This window comes from Dyella sp. SYSU CM1112 (assembly GCF_058216415.1).
Window position 1 is genome coordinate 153,163 of sequence record NZ_JBZEGI010000011.1, and the last position, 18,910, is coordinate 172,072.

The 18,910-nt window shown below is 56.0% G+C and carries 19 protein-coding genes; 5 read left to right on the plus strand and 14 right to left on the minus strand.

Annotation, left to right across the window (positions count from 1 at the left end):
- Window positions 1-3: 3 nt before the first annotated feature.
- Both AC4HNJ_RS15960 and AC4HNJ_RS15965 read left to right on the plus strand, forming a co-directional pair.
- Window positions 4-921, plus strand: coding sequence for a MurR/RpiR family transcriptional regulator (locus tag AC4HNJ_RS15960; protein WP_490480579.1), 918 nt, complete (start codon window positions 4-6; stop codon window positions 919-921).
- Between the two features lie 127 nt (window positions 922-1,048).
- Window positions 1,049-1,942, plus strand: a complete 894-nt coding sequence (locus AC4HNJ_RS15965; protein ID WP_490480580.1) for a hypothetical protein — start codon at window positions 1,049-1,051, stop codon at window positions 1,940-1,942.
- A 272-nt stretch (window positions 1,943-2,214) separates the two neighbouring features.
- Here the strand turns inward: AC4HNJ_RS15965 and AC4HNJ_RS15970 are convergent, their stop codons facing one another.
- The 3 genes from AC4HNJ_RS15970 to AC4HNJ_RS15980 form a co-directional block, all read right to left on the minus strand.
- On the minus strand, window positions 2,215-2,664 hold the full coding sequence (locus AC4HNJ_RS15970) for an MEKHLA domain-containing protein (protein WP_490480581.1): 450 nt from the start codon (window positions 2,662-2,664) through the stop codon (window positions 2,215-2,217).
- Window positions 2,665-2,716: 52 nt separating this feature from the next.
- Complete coding sequence (locus AC4HNJ_RS15975) at window positions 2,717-4,450, minus strand: thiamine pyrophosphate-dependent enzyme (protein ID WP_490480582.1); 1,734 nt, start codon at window positions 4,448-4,450, stop codon at window positions 2,717-2,719.
- 196 nt (window positions 4,451-4,646) lie between these two features.
- Window positions 4,647-5,153, minus strand: coding sequence for a hypothetical protein (locus AC4HNJ_RS15980; RefSeq protein ID WP_490480583.1), 507 nt, complete (start codon window positions 5,151-5,153; stop codon window positions 4,647-4,649).
- Window positions 5,154-5,279: 126 nt separating this feature from the next.
- Between AC4HNJ_RS15980 and AC4HNJ_RS15985 the strand changes: the two genes are divergently transcribed.
- A complete protein-coding gene (locus AC4HNJ_RS15985; protein ID WP_490480584.1) occupies window positions 5,280-6,788 on the plus strand; it encodes a hypothetical protein in 1,509 nt (502 codons plus the stop codon).
- 296 nt (window positions 6,789-7,084) lie between these two features.
- Here the strand turns inward: AC4HNJ_RS15985 and AC4HNJ_RS15990 are convergent, their stop codons facing one another.
- A complete protein-coding gene (locus AC4HNJ_RS15990) occupies window positions 7,085-7,411 on the minus strand; it encodes a hypothetical protein (RefSeq protein ID WP_490480585.1) in 327 nt (108 codons plus the stop codon).
- A 593-nt stretch (window positions 7,412-8,004) separates the two neighbouring features.
- Between AC4HNJ_RS15990 and AC4HNJ_RS15995 the strand changes: the two genes are divergently transcribed.
- Together AC4HNJ_RS15995 and AC4HNJ_RS16000 are read left to right on the plus strand one after the other, a co-directional pair.
- Complete coding sequence (locus AC4HNJ_RS15995; RefSeq protein WP_490480586.1) at window positions 8,005-8,385, plus strand: hypothetical protein; 381 nt, start codon at window positions 8,005-8,007, stop codon at window positions 8,383-8,385.
- Window positions 8,382-9,314 carry a TolB-like translocation protein gene (locus tag AC4HNJ_RS16000; protein WP_490480587.1) on the plus strand — a complete coding sequence of 311 codons (933 nt, stop codon included), beginning with the start codon at window positions 8,382-8,384 and terminating at the stop codon, window positions 9,312-9,314. The genes AC4HNJ_RS15995 and AC4HNJ_RS16000 overlap by 4 nt, the downstream gene beginning before the upstream one ends.
- Before the next feature lie 940 nt (window positions 9,315-10,254).
- Here the strand turns inward: AC4HNJ_RS16000 and AC4HNJ_RS16005 are convergent.
- The 10 genes from AC4HNJ_RS16005 to AC4HNJ_RS16050 form a co-directional block, all read right to left on the minus strand.
- Window positions 10,255-11,766 (minus strand): glycoside hydrolase family protein, encoded by a 1,512-nt coding sequence (locus AC4HNJ_RS16005; RefSeq protein ID WP_490480588.1) that lies wholly within the window; start codon window positions 11,764-11,766, stop codon window positions 10,255-10,257.
- A gap of 532 nt (window positions 11,767-12,298) precedes the next feature.
- Window positions 12,299-12,799: a tetratricopeptide repeat protein gene (locus AC4HNJ_RS16010; RefSeq protein ID WP_490480589.1), complete on the minus strand. Its 501-nt coding sequence runs from the start codon at window positions 12,797-12,799 to the stop codon at window positions 12,299-12,301.
- Window positions 12,800-13,251: 452 nt separating this feature from the next.
- The gene (locus AC4HNJ_RS16015; protein ID WP_490480590.1) at window positions 13,252-13,659 is read right to left on the minus strand and encodes a hypothetical protein; all 408 of its coding nucleotides are present in this window, start codon (window positions 13,657-13,659) and stop codon (window positions 13,252-13,254) included.
- A 233-nt stretch (window positions 13,660-13,892) separates the two neighbouring features.
- Window positions 13,893-14,480 carry an FG-GAP-like repeat-containing protein gene (locus AC4HNJ_RS16020; RefSeq protein WP_490480591.1) on the minus strand — a complete coding sequence of 196 codons (588 nt, stop codon included), beginning with the start codon at window positions 14,478-14,480 and terminating at the stop codon, window positions 13,893-13,895.
- A 253-nt stretch (window positions 14,481-14,733) separates the two neighbouring features.
- Entirely contained in the window at window positions 14,734-15,039 is a 306-nt protein-coding gene (locus AC4HNJ_RS16025) for a hypothetical protein (protein WP_490480592.1), read from the minus strand.
- A gap of 15 nt (window positions 15,040-15,054) precedes the next feature.
- Entirely contained in the window at window positions 15,055-16,077 is a 1,023-nt protein-coding gene (locus tag AC4HNJ_RS16030) for an RHS repeat-associated core domain-containing protein (RefSeq protein WP_490480593.1), read from the minus strand.
- Between the two features lie 93 nt (window positions 16,078-16,170).
- Entirely contained in the window at window positions 16,171-16,752 is a 582-nt protein-coding gene (locus tag AC4HNJ_RS16035) for a hypothetical protein (protein ID WP_490480594.1), read from the minus strand.
- Window positions 16,753-16,791: 39 nt separating this feature from the next.
- On the minus strand, window positions 16,792-17,421 hold the full coding sequence (locus tag AC4HNJ_RS16040; protein WP_490480595.1) for a hypothetical protein: 630 nt from the start codon (window positions 17,419-17,421) through the stop codon (window positions 16,792-16,794).
- Between the two features lie 3 nt (window positions 17,422-17,424).
- Window positions 17,425-18,480 carry an RHS repeat-associated core domain-containing protein gene (locus AC4HNJ_RS16045; protein ID WP_490480596.1) on the minus strand — a complete coding sequence of 352 codons (1,056 nt, stop codon included), beginning with the start codon at window positions 18,478-18,480 and terminating at the stop codon, window positions 17,425-17,427.
- A 126-nt stretch (window positions 18,481-18,606) separates the two neighbouring features.
- A partial coding sequence (locus tag AC4HNJ_RS16050; RefSeq protein ID WP_490480597.1) for a hypothetical protein occupies window positions 18,607-18,910 on the minus strand: 304 nt, incomplete at its 5' end.

Consider the following 18,910-nt stretch of genomic DNA (forward strand, 5'->3'; position numbering starts at 1 on the left):
ACGATGACCAAGGATCTGCAACAAAAGCTCAAGGATCGCTGGGAGACCTTTACCACGTCCGAGCAAAAGATCGCCTCGTACCTGCTGCATCACATCCATGAATTGCCCTTTGAAACCGCGGCCTCCCTGAGCAAGCGCGTCGGCGTCAGCCCGATGACGGTGGGACGCTTCCTGCGCAATCTCGGCTACGACGGCGTCGGCGATCTCAAAGAAGAATTGCGCGGCGGTGGCACTTGGCAACACCTCTATCGCAAACCGGAGCAACCGAAAGATACCGATACGGTGGCCGCGCATCTGCAAGAAGAAATCCGCGCGGTAACCGACGTCCACGCACTGGCGGCAACGAAAGAATGGAAAGGCGTGGTGAAGCTGCTGCTGGCGGCGGATCGCGTTTCCGTGGCGAGCTTCCACCATGCCGGCTTTCTCGGGCTTGGCCTGTCCAATATCCTGCAGCAGGTCAGGTCCGATGTTTCATTCCATTCGGGTTCCGACGGCGCATACATCGACATGCTGCTGGATTCCACCCGCAACAGCTGCATCGTGCTGATCGACGTGCGCCGCTACTTCAAACAATTCCGCACGATCGCCACCGAAGCGGCCGAACGCGGCATCCCGCTAGTGATCATCACCGATCCCGAATGCTACTGGGCGCGTGAACTCACCCCCCACGTATTGATCATTCAGGCCAACTGGGTATGGCACAGTTACAGCGGCCTCATGAGTCTGTTCAGCCTGCTCACCAGTTCCCTCATTCAAGAAGCCGACGACGATGTGATGGAACGTCTCGGCGACATCAATCAATTGCGGCAAAAGCTGGTGGGGTATCTGGGTTCTACGCCAGGCAAAGGGCTTGAGGCCGCCACCGAAACCAAGGCCAAGCGCGCACATGCAAACAAGCGCAAAGCGAAAAAATCCAGCTGAGTGATCCGTGAGCTGCAAACGGTAGAAATCAGGGCCTTTGCAGCGCACCCTGCCTGCCATGGCTGAACCAGCTACAGTACCGTCATCCGTCGCGCTACGTTGATGCAGAAACGATGTGGGGGCGTGTATGACACCGTTGCCGGACGAACAGGGCAATATCTCGACGGCGTATGCAGGGCAGCCCGCCACGGCCGCTGCCGGAATGCCGCATCCTGCCCACCAGGGCGGCCTAGGGTCGAGCATCCTCCATATTGTCTTCTTCGCAGTCTGGGTATCGGTCTGCGCGTTGGCACCGGAATTCATCTGGCAGGGATTCCTCACCGTGCTCCATCACTACGACTGGGTGGCGGCGGGATCGGCCGTGTTGACCGGCGCGATTGTCGCCTTCTTCGCCGAGCCGCTGACGGAGCGGCTGCGGGCGATGCGCCTTCATCTCACCCATAAGCACAAGACCACCACACATGCCACGTTTATCGCATTCGGCCTGGCCGTGCTGGCGGTATGCGTCCATGAGGCGATTACAGCCTTCATCGCTAACCCCTACCCTGGGCACGACATCAAAGACACCTTGGCCTACGCCATGTCGGAAGCCTTCCAGTGGGCATGCATTCCTTTCACGGTCACCGTTGCGTGGTTATGCGTGCGCCACACCCGTTGGATAAGCGTGCCCGCCATCTTGCTGGCCGCCGCGTCCATTACGCTGGTCGGATACGTTTTTGACTGGTATCCCATCGACATAGTTACAACCGTCATACCATGCTCCTGCGTGCTTATCAGTGGCCTGGTCATCATGCGAAAGACGCCTGGAGCCAGCGCTCTTTCGCGCTGCGCCACCTCGACCGCAGTGATCGCTTTTCTATGGCTTACTTCGGCGGGACTCCTGCAATGCATTTTTTCGCTGGCCGCGTCCAAGACCTGGGTTATCTACACCTGGGGTGAATACACCATCGATTTTCGGTTTTACGTGGGATGGGTGATTGGCCTGGCCGTCGCGCCGAGGCCAGCGTTGCATCTTGAATAAAAGTAGCCCTTCTCTTTAAGGCATGCACAGCCGGTGCACAGGCACTCCCGAGGTGATCGGTTGCTCATCGATATCCAGGATGGCTACAGGCAAACACACGCAAGCGGCAGTAGCTTTGTCTGCGGAAGTAATCGAATCTGCGCCAGCGTCATGCCGAATGTCTTGAGCGTCGCGATCGGGCAAGGGCGATGGAAGTTCTCCCCCTTTCCTGCCAACCGTCAGCGCGACGCTGCATGTCGCCAGGCATCGGCGCGCATGCGGAACTGCTATCGCTACACCTTGAACATAGCTGCCTGCCCTCGCACTACGCCTGCCTGATCGATCAGCTGCCAGACGGTCCCATCTTCAATCCAGAAATTGCGACCTGATTGGGTGGCGCGCAGGCCGCGATAGCCGGTCGCAAAACCATCCTTTCTTACCTGGTCCAGAAATTGTTTTCTGTCCTCCTGCAGCTGCAGCGTTGCAGCGGACAATCGCGAAGGAAGCGCCATCAATTCATCCCAGGAGTATTCGAATTGACGTTGCGCGAAGACGTTGCCGTAAATAAACAGGGGCTCGGCACGCGTGTCGTGGGCCAGCAATCCAAAAGGCGCTTCGTGATAGAGCCAGCGAGCGGCTTGTTCATCCGATAAGCCGGGCTCGACCAAGGGTTGCCTGAGCCAACGTGCGTAGCTATCGGCGAGCAAGCGATACAGATTCAAGGCTGGAATGGGAAAATTCATAAGCGTTGTTCGATCCATGATCATGAAAAACCGGCTGACGAGCATAGCTGCGTCACAGGTTCTTCAACCGAGGGTTGGGTCCGACCACCTGCCTGCTATCGACAGGTACCTCGACCAGCATGGAGGGGCGATCTCGGCGATACGCCTCCTGCATGATGTCGGAAAGATTGCTCAAGTCGCTGGCAACGCGAAAACCCTGCCACCCGCAGGCGCGCGCCATGGCCACGAAATCCATTCGCTCCAGGTCGGCGTGATATCGCGGCGATGGCGTATGCGGCAGAATTTTCGAGAGCCCCTGCTCCACGATGCCGTAGTCGGCGTTATCCAGGATAAACAAGGTCATGCCGAGCGACTTTGCCTCGGCGAGGCATCCGCCATAGAGACGGAAACAACCGTCACCGGAAAACACAAACACATGTTTATCCGGTGATCCGATCTTTGCGCCCACGCCAAGCCCGTAGGCGCCACCCATCGCGGAGCCACGGTAGAGGGAATAGATGTTTGCGTAGGGATGCGGGCGCTGAGTGACATATTGCCGATCCTTGTAGGCGAGGCAGACATCGTCAAACCCCAGGCTGTTTGGCCGCCATAAACGATCCAGCGCTTGGTAGAAGGCAACGATGTCGACGGCATCGCCCCATGCGTTGCCGGGGGTAGCACGATTGAGATCCGAATAGAGCGGAACATCCGCACGATAGATAGGGGGATGAGTCTGGCACCATAGGATGATCTGCTCGATGATCTCTTCGACGCAGCCTACCGTCTGCTCGAATTGCCCCTCGACACGATGACGAAAACTCCCGCCGAGACTGCCGTAGAAGTGGGCGTTAGCGGTAATGTTCCACACCAGGCCGGCTTTGGCTCGGCTGAAATTGAGGGTGTATTCATCGGCACAGAAGCCGATAGCGATGAGCATGTCGCGATCGTTCAAGCTTTCCCATAGCTCGGTCGCACGATCGTTGCCGCCAAACCCCAGGTAACCATAAGCGTACGGATTATCCCGGGAGACGGCATTGGCACCATTGATGCTCCAGACGACAGGCGCCTTGAGCACCTCGCACAAGCGCGCCGTGAGGTAAGGCATGTTTGCGTAACGCGGCGCTTCGTCGCCCGCCAGGATGACGACTCTCCCCTCTCGCTTACGCGAAAGATGGCGTTGAAGAAGGTCCACCACATCCGGGCGATCCCTAGCGTAGGACGCCTGTTCAGAGCTGAGGTTGCCGATGGACACGTCCTGCGTGACGCCCAACAGTACATCCGGCGGCATGATAAGCACCACCGGTTTTGATTGCTTGAGCTGGCGGTACGCGGCCGCAAGCTGCTCGCCTAAATTCTCGATGTGGTCCAGCACGAACGTGCCCTGAGGCAGCTCCGCCGCCACTTGATCGATCAGATTACTGCCGGATGCAGTGGTGTCTTGCAAGGGGGACTGAAACGCCAGGCTCGATGGCGTGATCGCCATCAGATAGACGGCCGGAATATTGTGCAGCTTCGCGTCGCTCAAACCGCACAGCAGCAGTTTGCCCGCTGCGCCAGTGGTGGCCGCCGCCGCTGCGATTTCGCCTGTCGCAAGGTAATGACCCAGCGGGATAAAGCCGGCGACGTATTCGCCGACCGTAAAGAAATCGACCTGATCACGCTGGGTACGGTGACAATCATAACGATCCATGTATTTGAGCAAGTGGATCAAACCGCCGCCGGTCACACCGCTGCAGAGTCTGACACCCCATTCTTTCAGAGCATCAAGTAGACACTCGTAACCCATCTTAGGCTCGACGACAAGCATGAAAACCCTCCATAGCGTCCGGTTGAGGTCAGCAGTAGACGCAACTTGATCGACTCCGTTTCAGCTGGCGAGTCGATTGCAGACAAATCGCTTGCGTGGTTTTCGTTACATGACCTTCTTGAGCTGTAGCTCGTTCATGCAGCGCATACGGCTGGATGCAACCTCTCCTCTTTTGTTGACGCTTTGCGTCGGCGCTCTATCGCTGCTTCATTCGGCGAAGTGGACGGCCATCGCGACGGGCATCATGGAAGGCATCTGGAACGTAACGCTGTGCAAGGTCGCCCTGGGTATCTCGGTTCTTTTGTTCTCGATAGCGGCCCTGCTTCAGCTTGCCGGCTTTCAAAACCGCATGGTCCGGTTTGTTGTCCGCGCATTGCGATGGGCGTTCGATAGCACCGCATCCATCACGGTCACGACGGCATCGGTACTCATCGGCGTTGTTGCCGCGCTGCTGATCTTTGTCATGGGGCAGGAACCTCACGCGTGGCGGTTGCTCATGCAAGGCGGCTGGATTCTCTACCTTGCGGCGCTTATCGTGGGCATGATGTGGTGCGGCTCTTATTACCTTCATCACGCCGATGTACTGGTAACCGATAGGAGGAAGGCTTTGACGATCTCCCTGCTCGTTGGATTTCTTCTTGTATTGTCCGTGTGGTACCTCTTTTTCGAGGAAACCTTCTGCGAATTGCCAGCCTTGCACCATGCCGCCACTGCGTGCCGCCCACAGGCCGCAACCGGGCCGTAATGCAGGGCTCCGGCTTGCACGCCAGTGTGGGTCGCCCTACAGTCGGCGGGGTGCGGTGCGGGGGCACCCAAGGGGGCTTGGACCATGGATCACAGTCCATTTAGTGGCGCGTTTCATCCTGTCGCCATACCGGAAGTGAGAAACCTCAACGAGGCGCGCACTCGGACGCAGCAGATGCAGCCGTTTGCCCTGCGGCCGCAGAGCACCTCGTTCAGCGTGTTCGAAGGCACCACCACGCACGCGATGCCCGCGCAGCAGACCAGCTGGACACAGCAAGTAGCGGAAACTCCGGTCAAGGGACTAAGCACCAAATACTCCGCGTTATTCACGTCCATGAGTTCGGTCACCAACTTGACCCGCGCCAACAAGGCACTGGTGAAAGGTGAAGGCACCGTGGCCAAGACTAAGGCCATGCAGTCGGCGCAGACGGCTGCCTCCCTGTTGCGCATCAATGAAACAACGACGGCGTTCGGCCCGGAAGCGATGAATGTTCCGACACACGATGTCGGCGCCGGCATCATGGCCGAAGTGCTGGCGCAGAAATGGCATGCAAAAACTCAAGGGGTTTCATTAGGCACCAAGGGGCTGCGAAACACGCTGGAATCCAAGTACCGGCAGCTTGATTCCGTGGATGAGATGCGCAAGCAAGGGAAGGATGCTGTGTTGTCGCAGGTGTCCACCTCCCGCAACGATGCGGCGTTGCGAGCAGCGGAACGCGCCGACGCCAAGGGCATCAAGGATCCGTCGGAAGTCCGCGCCTACGTGCAGAGAAAATTCGAGAAGCACGGGCTTGGCCCGGTTCCCGATGGTGCGCTGCCACCTGCCCAGCCAGGACCTTTCAGCGGTGGTTTCTATCCGGTGGTTCCGCAGCGGGTCAAAAGCCTGGCGTCGGTGCAGCAAGCGTCATGGGAATCCCAACCGTTCGTGGTGCAGCCCGGGGCAAGCCAGTCTCGCGTCTATGAAGGCAGCACCACGCAGATTGCACCCAAGCAAGGCACGAGTTGGGAACAGCACATCGCCACCCCCTCGGAGGAGATGAGCACCAAATACACCAGCCTTTTCCCGCAGCTACTCAGCGCCTCCGATCTTGGACGCGCGAATAAAGCATTGGTAAAAGGCGGTAGCGATACGTTGAGTCCGGAGCCCGGAAAGAATATTTGGCGCAGTAAAAGCTACAGCTCTCAGGCACAACTCACGGCAACGCTGCTGCGCGTGAACGAGACAACCACCGCGTTCGGCAAGGAATCGATGGGCTCGCCAACGCACGACGCCGGAGCCGGCATCATGGCCGAAGCGCTGGCCGTGAAATGGCACGCCAAGAATCAAGGCCAAGAGGTAAACATGCAGGCGCTGGGTACCCATTTGACGCAAAAGTTTCCGCAACTGGATACCGTCAAAAAAATGCGCGATCGAGGCCCGGATGCCCTGACGGGACAAATAGCGGAGTCGCGCATGAGTGCAGCCGTGACGGCGGCGCAACGCGGGCAGGCAAAAGGCAAATCGGACATCAACGAATATGTGCAGCGCAAATTCGCCAAGCATGGACTAGGGCCGGTTCCGAGCGGATGGGCCGCTAAATTCAAAACGCTCTGATGGGCGCATGACAACGAGAACTCAGCGGCCGCCATCTGCGGCCGTTGTTGTTTGTGGCGGGCATGGATGGACAGCTATTTGATGCGTTCGCCCTGCCCGGCCTACTCATCGCAGGATGCCGAAAGCTATGGGTATGAGGGGATGTGTTGCGTGAGTGCGTGCTCTCGATGCAACACGCCGCCTGCGCCATAAGGTGAGGAGCGACAAACATCGCACGCACACGCGTGCATCCTAGGTGCGACACACCGGCCTCCACGGGGTGTGTCGCGGGCAAGGATCATGCGTACGCGAACAACCTAGCAGAGACCTTCGGCCTTCAGCAGCTCATCGTTCTGCTGACGAAGTACATGCAGTGCCGCATGCAGCCCTTCTACCTGGGTGACGTTCAACGGCCACTGGTTCGCACCCGGTGGAGCGCCGAGTGTTTTCGCCCGATAGAAAGCCTCGCTGTTGCTCAGCAACTTTTGGATGACATGCATCGCCAACGCTGCTTCAGCGATCTTCGTGAGGCGCGCATGGCGTTCCGCACGTGCCGGATCCATGGGGCCTCGTTTTGGCGCGGGGCCAAGCGGCGTAAAGGGTTTTGGCAGGCGAGCGCGTGCCGTATGATCCGTGATAGCCACGATCAACTCCTGGTTAGTTGGTTTTGGTTAGCGGATCGCCTGGGTTGCGCCCCATGCGATCCGCGCCTTCACTGCATTACTGCAATGGTCATCCACAGCCCTTTCAGCGAGAACGTGGGTGACATGCCGAAGGTATCCAATTCCCCAGGAGATGTATGTAAGGGAATTCTGATTTTTGGGCACCGGATATAGTTGCGCGTGGCACACGGATCGATTCGCCATGACTGGCCCGATCATCTTCGCCATGCGCGGATACACCCTGCTCGGTTTGTTCCAACACGATGGCGGTAGTCAGTGGCCATCCTTCCGATTCGCGTTAAACATTTACGCGGATGTTGAACCGCGGAAACTGCACCGGGAAAAACGAAGCTTCAGCCGGCGGCTTCCGTGAAACAGGATGCGATGCAAAGCGCCATCACGTGCTGATCCACATGCTTCCAGCCGTGGCTGTTTACGAGGGTCACACTTCACAGGTCACATGCGGCTGCGGGCCTAGAGTGCCCTCGCCGACGCAATGTGGGGTGTCGATAAGCACGGTACGCCGGTCATCCAAACCCGTGCCGTGGCGTCTGTCATGGCCGAAGGAGAGTGTCATGCGAATTCTCTTGCGTAGCCGCGCCCTGGTGGCGCTTGTCTGTGTGTTTGCCGCCGCCTTCGCGGCTCAACCGTTGGTCGCTGCCGCGCAGGCGTCCCCTGGTACGGTTCTCTTGTGGCGCACCATGAACAACACGGTCGGCGAAACCAGTACGCCTGTCAGTTCGGCGATCTTCAGCATCGGCGACGATGGCCTGCGTGAGCGACAGCTCACGCCGTACACCACGGGCGAGTTCGACATGCCCGGCATCGGGAACTACATGGGCCTGTGGGAGACAAATACCTTCAATCCCGCCGGGACATACAGCGTGCTTCTTCCGGCGCAGTCCACGCTGCCTCACTACACCGGCACGGCTACCACGGCAAATACGTGCTCATGAACGCATACGGTGCGCGCACGACACCGATGTTTTACGGCGCGGATGATCTACAGCCGCCGAGTGCAGGTCCAGGCTACGGCTCCGTCAGCTGGGGACCCGCCGGTAACGACCAAATTGCCTACGCTAATGTTCCGGACGACCAGTTTGGCAAACACCCTGCGTGCGTAAGCTTGATGAATTCGAACGGCACCCACAACCACACGCTGTGGTGCGCGGACCGCTGGAATTATTGCGCACTCGAAGCGATCCGCTGGTCGGGTGATGGAAGCCATCTGCTGGTCTATGCAGTGCATGCCGATCACATTTACTCCTCGGAAGCGGATATCTATCTGATCAACACCACCACCGGTGCCGGCACTTTGATCCAGGCGAACGTCCAAGAGCCCTATACCGGAGGAGGCGTCGGTGATATCTCGTACGACGGCCATGAGGTGATCTATGCCATGCTCAAGAACCCGAACGAGCCCGGCCCCTGCAATGTGGCGATCAACGGGAACTACGGAGGTGTGTGGTGTGCCAAGAACATGCTGACAGGCCAAACGGTCCCGCTTACCGATCCCAGCGACCTAGTCACGCTCCCGGCTAACGGTCAGGCGCTGATCTCGCCGGACGGCAGTCAGGCCTTTGTAACCACAGCCCCCTTGTCATCCTCACCTCAGGACCAAGAGATCTACGCCGTGCAGACTGACGGATCGGGCCTGCGCAAGGTCACCTCGCCATGCGTCACCTTGTATCCGAACACATTTTTGTGGTGGCAACCGGTGCGCGTGTCGCCGGATGGCACGCGGATCCTGGCCAACTGCAACACCGAAACCACCACTCCGCCCGCGACCGTGGTTCTCAAGGACCAAGTCAACGTCGTCAACCTTGCCAATGGCAGCGCCCGCTTTGTAACCAACGGCACGGCATACGACTGGCACACGCAGTAATCGCATGCGTGCTGCCTTGTTTTAAAACGTCAACGTAGTACTCGCGCCACATGATCGAGAAAATCCATCACTCGATTTTGGGCATGAGACTGCGTTGGCTTTTTTTGTGCTTGCGATGTTCGATTAAACGCTTTGTTTTAATCAGGCATCGGCTTGGTTGTTCACGAGGAAAAGGACTGACTGGTCAAGCGAGCCCTAACTCGCAATTGGCTTCGACTTCTACCGATCGGAGCATCCCGTGCCAGCGGCGGGCCAAACTCTCGTGTAAGAGAAACGGCATATTTGATGTCGCTTTTTTTGGAGACTGGGCTCCTGTTTGCACAAGCAAGCAGCGGCTGCTTTTACATGCATTATCGTCAAACTCGAAACCATCTGGTTCATTTCAAACTACATGTACACCGATTCGGGCAAGCCCATCACTCGCAAAGAGAAGACGGATGGCCTCGGATTGGAAATGGGCTTGCATGCTAACCATGGCGGCGTGGCATTCGGGCTGTACATCCGACACGCACTCGACCACGCCCAGCGCGTTGACCTCCGGCAACACGGTCACCGTGCAATGCGCCGCTGAGCCAGCCCCGTGTATCCAGGAAGCTCGGCAAAGCTGTCATTCCAACCACGCACGCATACAGCGGATAGTGTCAAAGAACGTCATTCCCGCCACGCAAGGCGTGGATTAAACGCCTATGCCCATTGCGCAATACACCGCGGTTTATGCGTGCAAATAATTTGAGGTGCCCTGTTTGGTACATCTCGTGAATACCGAGCGTGTATTGCTTCTCAAACCAGCTCCGCTTCACGCAGGAAACCGATGATCCATTTCTCGGTAAAAAGTTTCTTCACGTCCCGATTGCGATTAGGAGAAAGCCGGGGCTGAACCCGGCTTTCCTGTTGCTGGTGGAGCTTGAAACTCGGCCGCTGAGCATCGCCATCGCCAGCCTTATGCGGGATCAACGTTGCATACGCCACCCCAGGCCACGTCGTTTTTGACAGTGATGCCTGACTTGACGTGTTTCCCCGCCACTGCACACACCTCACCCCAGTTACCATTAACCCGTCCCTGAATGGACAGGTCGCTGCTTGCGTAAACCTCTACGGCTTTCGACGTCGGGGAGGTTTCCGTGCCCGCGGAGATAACAGCTAAAACTGCGCCAAGCTGGGTCACCTGCATCTCATGGGCAGCGTAGTTCTCGACTGTAATCATCGCATTGGGAAGTGGATAAGCCGGAAGCAACGTCGGCCATGCAATCGGGTTAGAAGCGGGCTTCACAATTCCGACTGACGTGGGCGGTGATGTCGGTGGCAACGGCGACAATGCAGCGGATGGCACATCTATCTCCGCAACGTTTGCGAACTCCGTGGCCAGCGCATCCGCACCGCCGAGTGCGCTCGCGCTCAGAGCCACCTTTTCATCCGACTTACTGACGTCGTAGAGACCAAAACCACTGCCTTCTTCCATCAATTGGAAAGCGATCTGACCCGACAACTGCTCGTAAAGCGTCGCGCTATTATACATTTGAGGCACAATCTGCCAGTCTCGTTCAACTGGACCGACGGGCCCTTGGGTGTCGCCGCTTTCTGAGAGAAATACCGGCACAGGCAAACCAATGCATTCCGCCGCCAGCGGATCATAAGCACTCAGGTTGGGTGGCGTTGCACCGCTTTGATAGCGGTAAGTATTGATGCCAATGAAGTCCATGCGCTCGGCTTCATGACCCGCGACGTAATACTGGGCGATGGTATCGGTGCCCAGAATACCTTGCTGGTAGACAGGTGTGTTAACGCCATTGCCCCAATTCACCTGCGCGCCATCCTGCATGGCGCAGCCCACGGGAATTGGACGACTGCTGTTGGCCTTGATGTAGGCTTTGATGTCACGTGCGAAAGACTTCATCGCCTGAGCGACTTGAAGTTCAAGCGCCACGGTATTGTCTGCAATGGTCATTTGTTCTGCCTTACCTGGGGGCTTCCCCGCAGCGACCCACAAATTGACTGCTTGCTGACCCGGAAACTCGACTTCGTTGCCGACAGAAAAACAGAACGTGTTGTCATATTGCATGAACTCGCGGACCACTATCACCGCGCGACAGAGGGTTCCAAGGCTGTATTCGCCGGTCATCTGGTTGATGGAATCCGTGGAGGTCGCAAGCCCCACCATGACGTAAATGCCATGATCTTCGAGAAGGGCCATCGACTTCGCATGCACGTGCTCCGACGACACTTGGTAGACACGAATGCAGTTCACCCCAAGCTCTTTCAACTTCGGGAAAATCGCATCCTTGAAGATCGCATGATGGGCGTCTGCAAGCACGTCGGGGTAGCCCAGGGCAGAAACACGCACAGCGTCCACCGCTACGCCACGCACCATGAAGCGCGTCTCTGTTCCTTCGGGTGAGTAGGCGAATTCTTTGCCGACGACAGAAATAGGTGGGGTGTTGGATGACTTTCTCATAGAACCTCAATGGGTAGATGAAGCATTGAATGATGTACAGGCACGCCTTCGCCGTCTGTTCGAAGGCATTCCCACGATCGAGACGTCTTTGCACAGCGAACGACTGCGCAAAGGCAACAGCCCACCTACCCTGATGCTTCCATCAAGATGTCGGGAATGCCCGGGTTGTTTACCCCTGTCACGCCGCAGCCCCCTGTGCGTGTTTGATCTATACCTACACAAACCAAATCCTTGGCTATCACTACCTGAGCGCCTTCCGGTGCTTCTCAGGAAATAAGAGCATTTAGGAGTGTGAAGGAAACGTGATTCTTGGGCTCCAACCTGCCCATCATTCGAACCCAAACATTTCCAGAAGAAAGGCTAGGATCGCGCATACCGTCCATGTGCGCGCCCCTCCGCGCGCTTCGCTGCGGGACCAGCGCATTGCGCTTCCTCATCCCACACGGCGTTGAAGGACGCGAATCTTGTTATTGAGTCCTTCGACGAAGCCGAGCGAGACTTTGTTCTCTGGCTTGCAGTAAGCGGCAATCCGTCAGGGATATAGCGATATAAGCGCGAAGAGTCGCATTATAACGCCCAATTTACGGTCGCAAACGCTTGCTCGAAGTATCGTTTCTGCAGCCCGTGGTTTTCTCAACGTCCCATCGCCTTTCTTTTGAAGGATAGCCATTAGGACTCTGCTTCTGCCATGCCCGTGCAGCGCTGCACTACGTAGATACTTGGCGGCGGCCCGATGGTTCTTCGCCACACCAAGCCCTTTGTAATAGATGGTCGCGAGATGACTGGCAACCAATCCGCTTACATCATCTTCTAAATTAACTTCCTCAAACCAGCGTAGCGCCTGGCGATAATCTCTACGCACGCCGTCCCCACCCATGAAATAGATATAACCGAGCGCGATCGGTGCCGCCCTATCGGCTTGCGATGCAAGTTCACGGAATTCATTTACGCAGAGCGCAAACTTTCTCTTCCTCATTGCGTCATACAGAGGCGCACGGTCCGATCCGTCACCCATCATGGCTAAGGCCGTCACGTAAAATTACAGCTTGGTGACTCGATGGAACGTCAGGTCGTGCCGATGGAGTTGCGTCCGGCAATTGCGGTGGTGGCGGGGAGTCGGGGGCTTTTGACGGCAATGTCGGTTCCGGTAAGTTCGGTAGCGGTGGCGCGGGCATCACTCTTTCCTTTTTTACCGTATCCAAAATTTCCTCAATGAGCTTCTCCACGCTCTTTATCGCCTCGACTAGCTCGGCCTGCTCCTGCCTTTCGTCGACTGCTTTCAATGCCTCAACTACATCCAAATCCTGCGTAGTATAGGTAAGCGCAAGATAGGGTATCGGGCTACTCAAGGCGGCTACAGTGGCCGGCCCAATCGTCGGCGCTGCCATCTTGGAACAATGACTGATCGAAACCACGGTTCGGGCTGCAAGAACTTAGAACCGCCAAGGACATTTGGCTGTCCATTTCAATTTGTTCAGATGTTCCTTAAGGCTGGCGTCTATCCGACATTACTCGGTCCAAAAATCGCAGCATCTCTAGTGATTCGAAATGCGTACCATCGTTACCATCAAATGGCCAAACCAAAACCTGGCCATTATTTTTAATAAGTTTAATTTCAACACTTCTTTTTTCGCCCCGGGAAAAAACCTGCACTATTTCATCAAAATGAATTGATTGCCTCTCATTTTCCGTACACCATACTAAACCATCTTCATATATCCAAATTCTGCCATTTTCTTCTCTCACATTATCGTAACAACCTATAATCCCCCCTAATGTTCTTGTACATGCACCCGCTGGGCCTTCACCCGCTGGGCCTTCATTTTCATTTTCTATATATCTAAATCCACGAAGTGGTTCTAAAATTCGCTTTGCTCTAATGCGCGCATTCATAGGATTAATGAACTCTCATGGTAATTGAATCTGTCGCGCCTTCCGATTTCATGCCATAGCGTTGCGACAAGACTTTATATAGGCCCGGGTTAGCAATTGTACCTTCGATTCTTAGCGTTTGCGCTCCGCTGTTGGCAGCTAGAGCTTTGAGATTATTAATCCAATCCTTGTAGCTCCTTCAATCGGCGCCTCGTCCTCTGGCCCAAAAAGAGGAAGCAACATAGCTTGACCTATTAATGATCCAGCGACACTTCAATTCTCATCCCAATCAGGATGCTGCCCGGTCCGTAGGCGCCGAAGGCATACGGGGTGAACTGATTGCCGGCGCTGTCCCAGATCTGCAGATCCTGGGCGGCATCGGTCCAGATCACGGAAAGGCGGTTGGATGGCGTGTAATACCCGATCGACAGTGGGTAGTAGCCGCAGGTGACGTTGGTCGTATCGGTTTCAACGTGCACACCGTTTCGGATCAGCCAGTAGCTGAATTGGCACGTCGTGGCGTTGAACCAGAGCAGGTCGTCCTGGCCGTCGCCGTCCACATCGCCCGCGCCCACCAGCACCCAGCCAGCGGTATAGGTGCTCAGCGAGGAGGATGTGAATCCGCCGCTGCCGTTGTTGGTCCACAGCACCAGATCATCGTTGTTGCTGGTGAGCACCAGATCGGCCAATCCATCGCCATGGAAGTCGCCGATGGCGCCTACGAAATAACCCGGCGTCACGTTGAAGGTGTGCGCGCTGAGCTTGGTCACGGCACCCGTGGCGTCATTGGTATCCATCAGCCAATACGCCACTTGGCTGGTGTTGGTGTTGAACAGGAACATATCCGACACGCCGTTGCCGTCTGCGTCGCCGCGATTTAATTACATCCCCCTCCTTTACGAATCGCCTCATACAGAGCTTGAGTGAGCTCGCAGTCAGTCGTACGGGGCAGTGAGGCTGATGCTTCGCAAAACAACTGATTTCTGCCGGCGAAGATGAAAAGTTTGAGGGAGGCTTCAGATTTCGCCTTGCAGTCCCGTCGGCCAAATTGCGTTGGCAACAGCTAATCATAATAAAAGGCTTCAAAAGACCGATTTAACTCCTCCCACCCCCTTTATCATGCTCAACTTCGTTTGAAAAATCTCGGTCATGTGCGGAAATTGCCTCCTCTAGCGACTTGAACCAATCGCACCGCTCATACGGGGAAATTTCAATAAAAAGCTCTACATATTGCTTCTCAAAACTTTCAATCTGCTCTGTAGTAAGTGGCAGGTGAAAAAAATCTGCACTTTGAACAGCGAATAATTCGCTATCCAAATCAAAAAAACAGTTAAATCGAATCGCTGTTTCGTTATTTTCATGCCTCCAAACCTTCAATTCTTTGTACAATTTACTCATCATTATCATTACCTTCATTTAGTTTTTTGGCGTCCATCGACCAGAAGAAATCCTAGCGCTGGTGTTAGCTCTTGAGTTTTTGAATTGAGTAACGACCTCACCATCTTTGTTGGTTATCACCACCCGATCGCCGCTAACGTGCACTGTATTACCAGTTTCATTATCAATGAATTGCCGACCGTTTTTAATTACGTCATTCTTGTCTCCAACGCTCCTATGAGAGTCAGTTTTCGCCTCATTTGCTCGGTCGGATCCATGTGACGTGAAGCGCCTGCTCATCATCTGAACTAAATTCGTTAACCCGGTCTGCACTGCATTTCCGGCATATGCCCCACCAGCCGTCATGGCACCTGTAGTAGCTGGATTAGCAATAACGCCAGCACCGTCTGAAAAAAAGTCCTCAATGCCGTCAACTGGAAGGCTGAGTATAAAGCCGATGGCTCCTCCCGCTGCCGCACCTGTGGATGGCGCATTAGCACGTACGTTAACTGCAGGCAGTTCTTGAATTGATCGCGACTGATTGCCAGTATCTAAACAAACGGAACATCGGCTATCTTGCCAAAATGTGTCGTTCTCCCATCCGTAGGGGGCTCTGCCATCCGGATCGATATTTAGTATTGGATTGTTTTCAGCGTAACCATAGCGATTGAAGTTGGAAATATTACCTCCGGTCGGCACAACCGGATCCGTAGTCAGAAATCGCCCCGTCTCCGGATCGTAATACCTTGCCTGCATGTAAACGAGATTCGTCTCCGGATCATTCACATGCCCCGTATACCCCTGCCCATTCGGATTCGGCCCCGGGTTGCTCGTTCCGGTAGGCGCATACGTCCCATACGGCGTGTATTCGAACGTCGCCGTGATGTTGCCGTTCGCATCCGCTTCCGCCAGCGGTGTCCCTTGCGGATCGGTGTACACATACGTCACCGTGCCCGTGCTCTGGGCCAGCACATGCGTGCCGACGAGCAGCAAACTCAGCGCCACCCATCGAAGCCAGGCGCCCATCCGCTTTGTTCCTTGCGACTTCTTGCTGACCATCATGGCATCACGTCCTTATCCATTCGCTCTTGCGGCCACGCAGTTGTACAGTCCATCACTGCTTCTCGCAGTAATGTGTCGTTGTCTCGCATCGTGCTAACCACCCGGCACGATGCCGTTCGCCATCGCCCCAATCACCTTCCATCCCGACGGCATCGAAAAGCTCGGACACGTGTACGGCATCGGTGCCGGCGTGCTCTCGTAACCGGCACCCCCCAGGGGCGGACACACTTCGAGTTGTTGGGCGCCGTGCTGATAGATCACACCGGTCATGTTCGTGCCGCGGCCCTCGATGAGAAAACCCGCCGAACTCCAGGGCAGCTGATAAGTACTGTCGAGCCACCAGATCGCGCTCTGCCATAGCGTCTGCTGGCCGATCTCGTCAAAGCTGCGATCCAGTTCCAGACCGAACGCGGTTTGGTTGGAGGCGATGTAGATCAGGCTCATCAGCGAGCCTTCGTAACCACCGCCGAGCGCAATCAGGGTGCTGCCCGGTCCGTAGGCGCCGAAGGCATACGGGGTGAACTGATTGCCGGCGCTGTCCCAGATCTGCAGATCCTGGGCGGCATCGGTCCAGATCACGGAAAGGCGGTTGGATGGCGTGTAATACCCGATCGACAGTGGGTAGTAGCTGCAGGTGACGTTGGTGGTGTCGGTTTCAAATGGATAAATGCACAATCAATGTCGGTCCACTCCCGGCTTTGGTGCGATCAAGCTTCAGCCATGCGACTTGCGAACTTTCTTGGCGGGCGGTGGCACAAATAATCCGGACTCGGGACCCGACCAGATTTCATACATTGCGCGAAGGTCTCTCTTTCCTGCCTTCCGCACGAAGTTTTTCGCCATACCCACAAGAAATCCGACGGTGTTCATGGACACTACTCCCGTCCCGACGACCAGTACCTGACCATAATCTATACATCGCCTATCGCGCAGGTCCTGGCTCCATTGCAGGCGAGTAGGATGCGTCCGGAGCATCACCTGCCCAAGATACATCCCACAATCCATTGCCAACGAATAAGTACGATTGGTCAACTCCCATGGCTCAATGGGCAGAATATCTTTGAATTGGGGCGGCATCTCCTTCAATGCCTGCGCTGACTCTTCAGCTGTAAGAGCGCGCGTTTCAACTTGAGTGGCAAGCCATTCGCCCAAGGTATTGAGGGAATCAGGTATTTCGTTCGCACGCCAGCGCTCAAACCCCTGCGTAGCTAGTACGGTTTCTTCAAGAATACGCATTCGTGCTGGCAGAACATCAAGAAACCATTCTCGGTAATCGGCCAATTCGCGTTTGGACATCGTGTAAAAGTTCAACGTAAAAGGAGGCTGTATGATTGAGTAAGTCATAGCTCAATTTTCCACAATGCCGATACCCGCTTTGCCCAAGGCTTCGCGCACCGAGGCTGAAGGTCCACCGCGTCCTGTCACTGGACTCTGGAAGAAATGCCACACAGCACCATCTACTCGTCCCTCATTCTGAATTAGCCATGCATCCTTTTGGATCTGACGCCTGATGCTGGAAGTCATGGATACATAGCCTACTTTCGATTCATACATGATGCCACCTGCGAAACGATCCACGAAACGCACGCCGAATTGCGTAGGGAAATATTTTTGCGGCACGCCACCCAAGAATTTGAGGGCATCCTCTCCAACTTTACCGGTAGCGCCTATGCGCCCCAAATTGAGAAACTCGGCATCCTCTGGCATAACGGCTAGGCCGGCGAATATCCAGTCGCTGGTGCTGCAGCCTTGACCAGCAACGCAAGCTCCGAGTGAAACCCCGGGTACCGCATCAGCCACTGGCGCAGCAGCCGCAGCCGCGGTAGCCAGATCCTCGTTTACTGCACCATTTATATAGCCAGTCGTGGCTTGCATCTGGCCTAATGGTCTCGTCGGCGACCCATTCGCATCGCCAAAAGCCCCACTAGCAATCCTACTGAAGCTGTCCGAAACTCGACGCATAAACGTGCATCCCGGACCACAGTCGTCCATGCCAGTAGGGTCCATCCCCATAATCGGGTTGTTATCGACGTAGGCGTATCGATTAAAGCTGAATGCGTCGCCTGGCGAAGGCTTGACGGGATCTATGCTCAAAAAATGCCCCGTCACTGAGTCGTAATACCTTGCCTGCATGTAAACGAGATTCGTCTCCGGATCATTCACATGCCCCGTATACCCCGGCCCATTCGGATTCGGCCCCGGGTTGCTCGTTCCAGTAGGCGCATACGTCCCATACGGCGTGTATTCGAACGTCGCTGTGATGTTGCCGTTCGCATCCGCTTCCGCCAGCGGTGTCCCTTGCGGATCGGTGTACACATACGTCACCGTGCCCGTGCTCTGCGCCAACACATGCGTGCCGACGAGCAGCAAACTCAGCGCCACCCATCGAAGCCAGGCGCCCATCCGCTTTGTTCCTTGCGACTTCTTGCTGACCATCATGGCACCACGTCCTTATCCATTCGCTCTTGCAGCCACGTATCTACGTTGCGCATCGCTGGTTTAATAGCGATACGCGTTGGCTTGCTTACGCTAACCCCCGGGTACGATGCCGTTGGCGATCGCCCCAATCACCTTCCATCCCGACGGCATCGAAAAGCTCGGACACGTGTAGGGCATTGGTGCCGGCGTGCTCTCGTAACCGGCACCCCCCAGGGGCGGACACACTTCGAGTTGTTGGGCGCCGTGCTGATAGATCACACCGGTCATGTTCGTGCCGCGTCCTTCGATGAGAAAACCCGCCGAACTCCAGGGCAGCTGATAAGTACTGTCGAGCCACCAGATCGCGCTCTGCCATAGCGTCTGCTGGCCGATCTCGTCAAAGCTGCGATCCAGT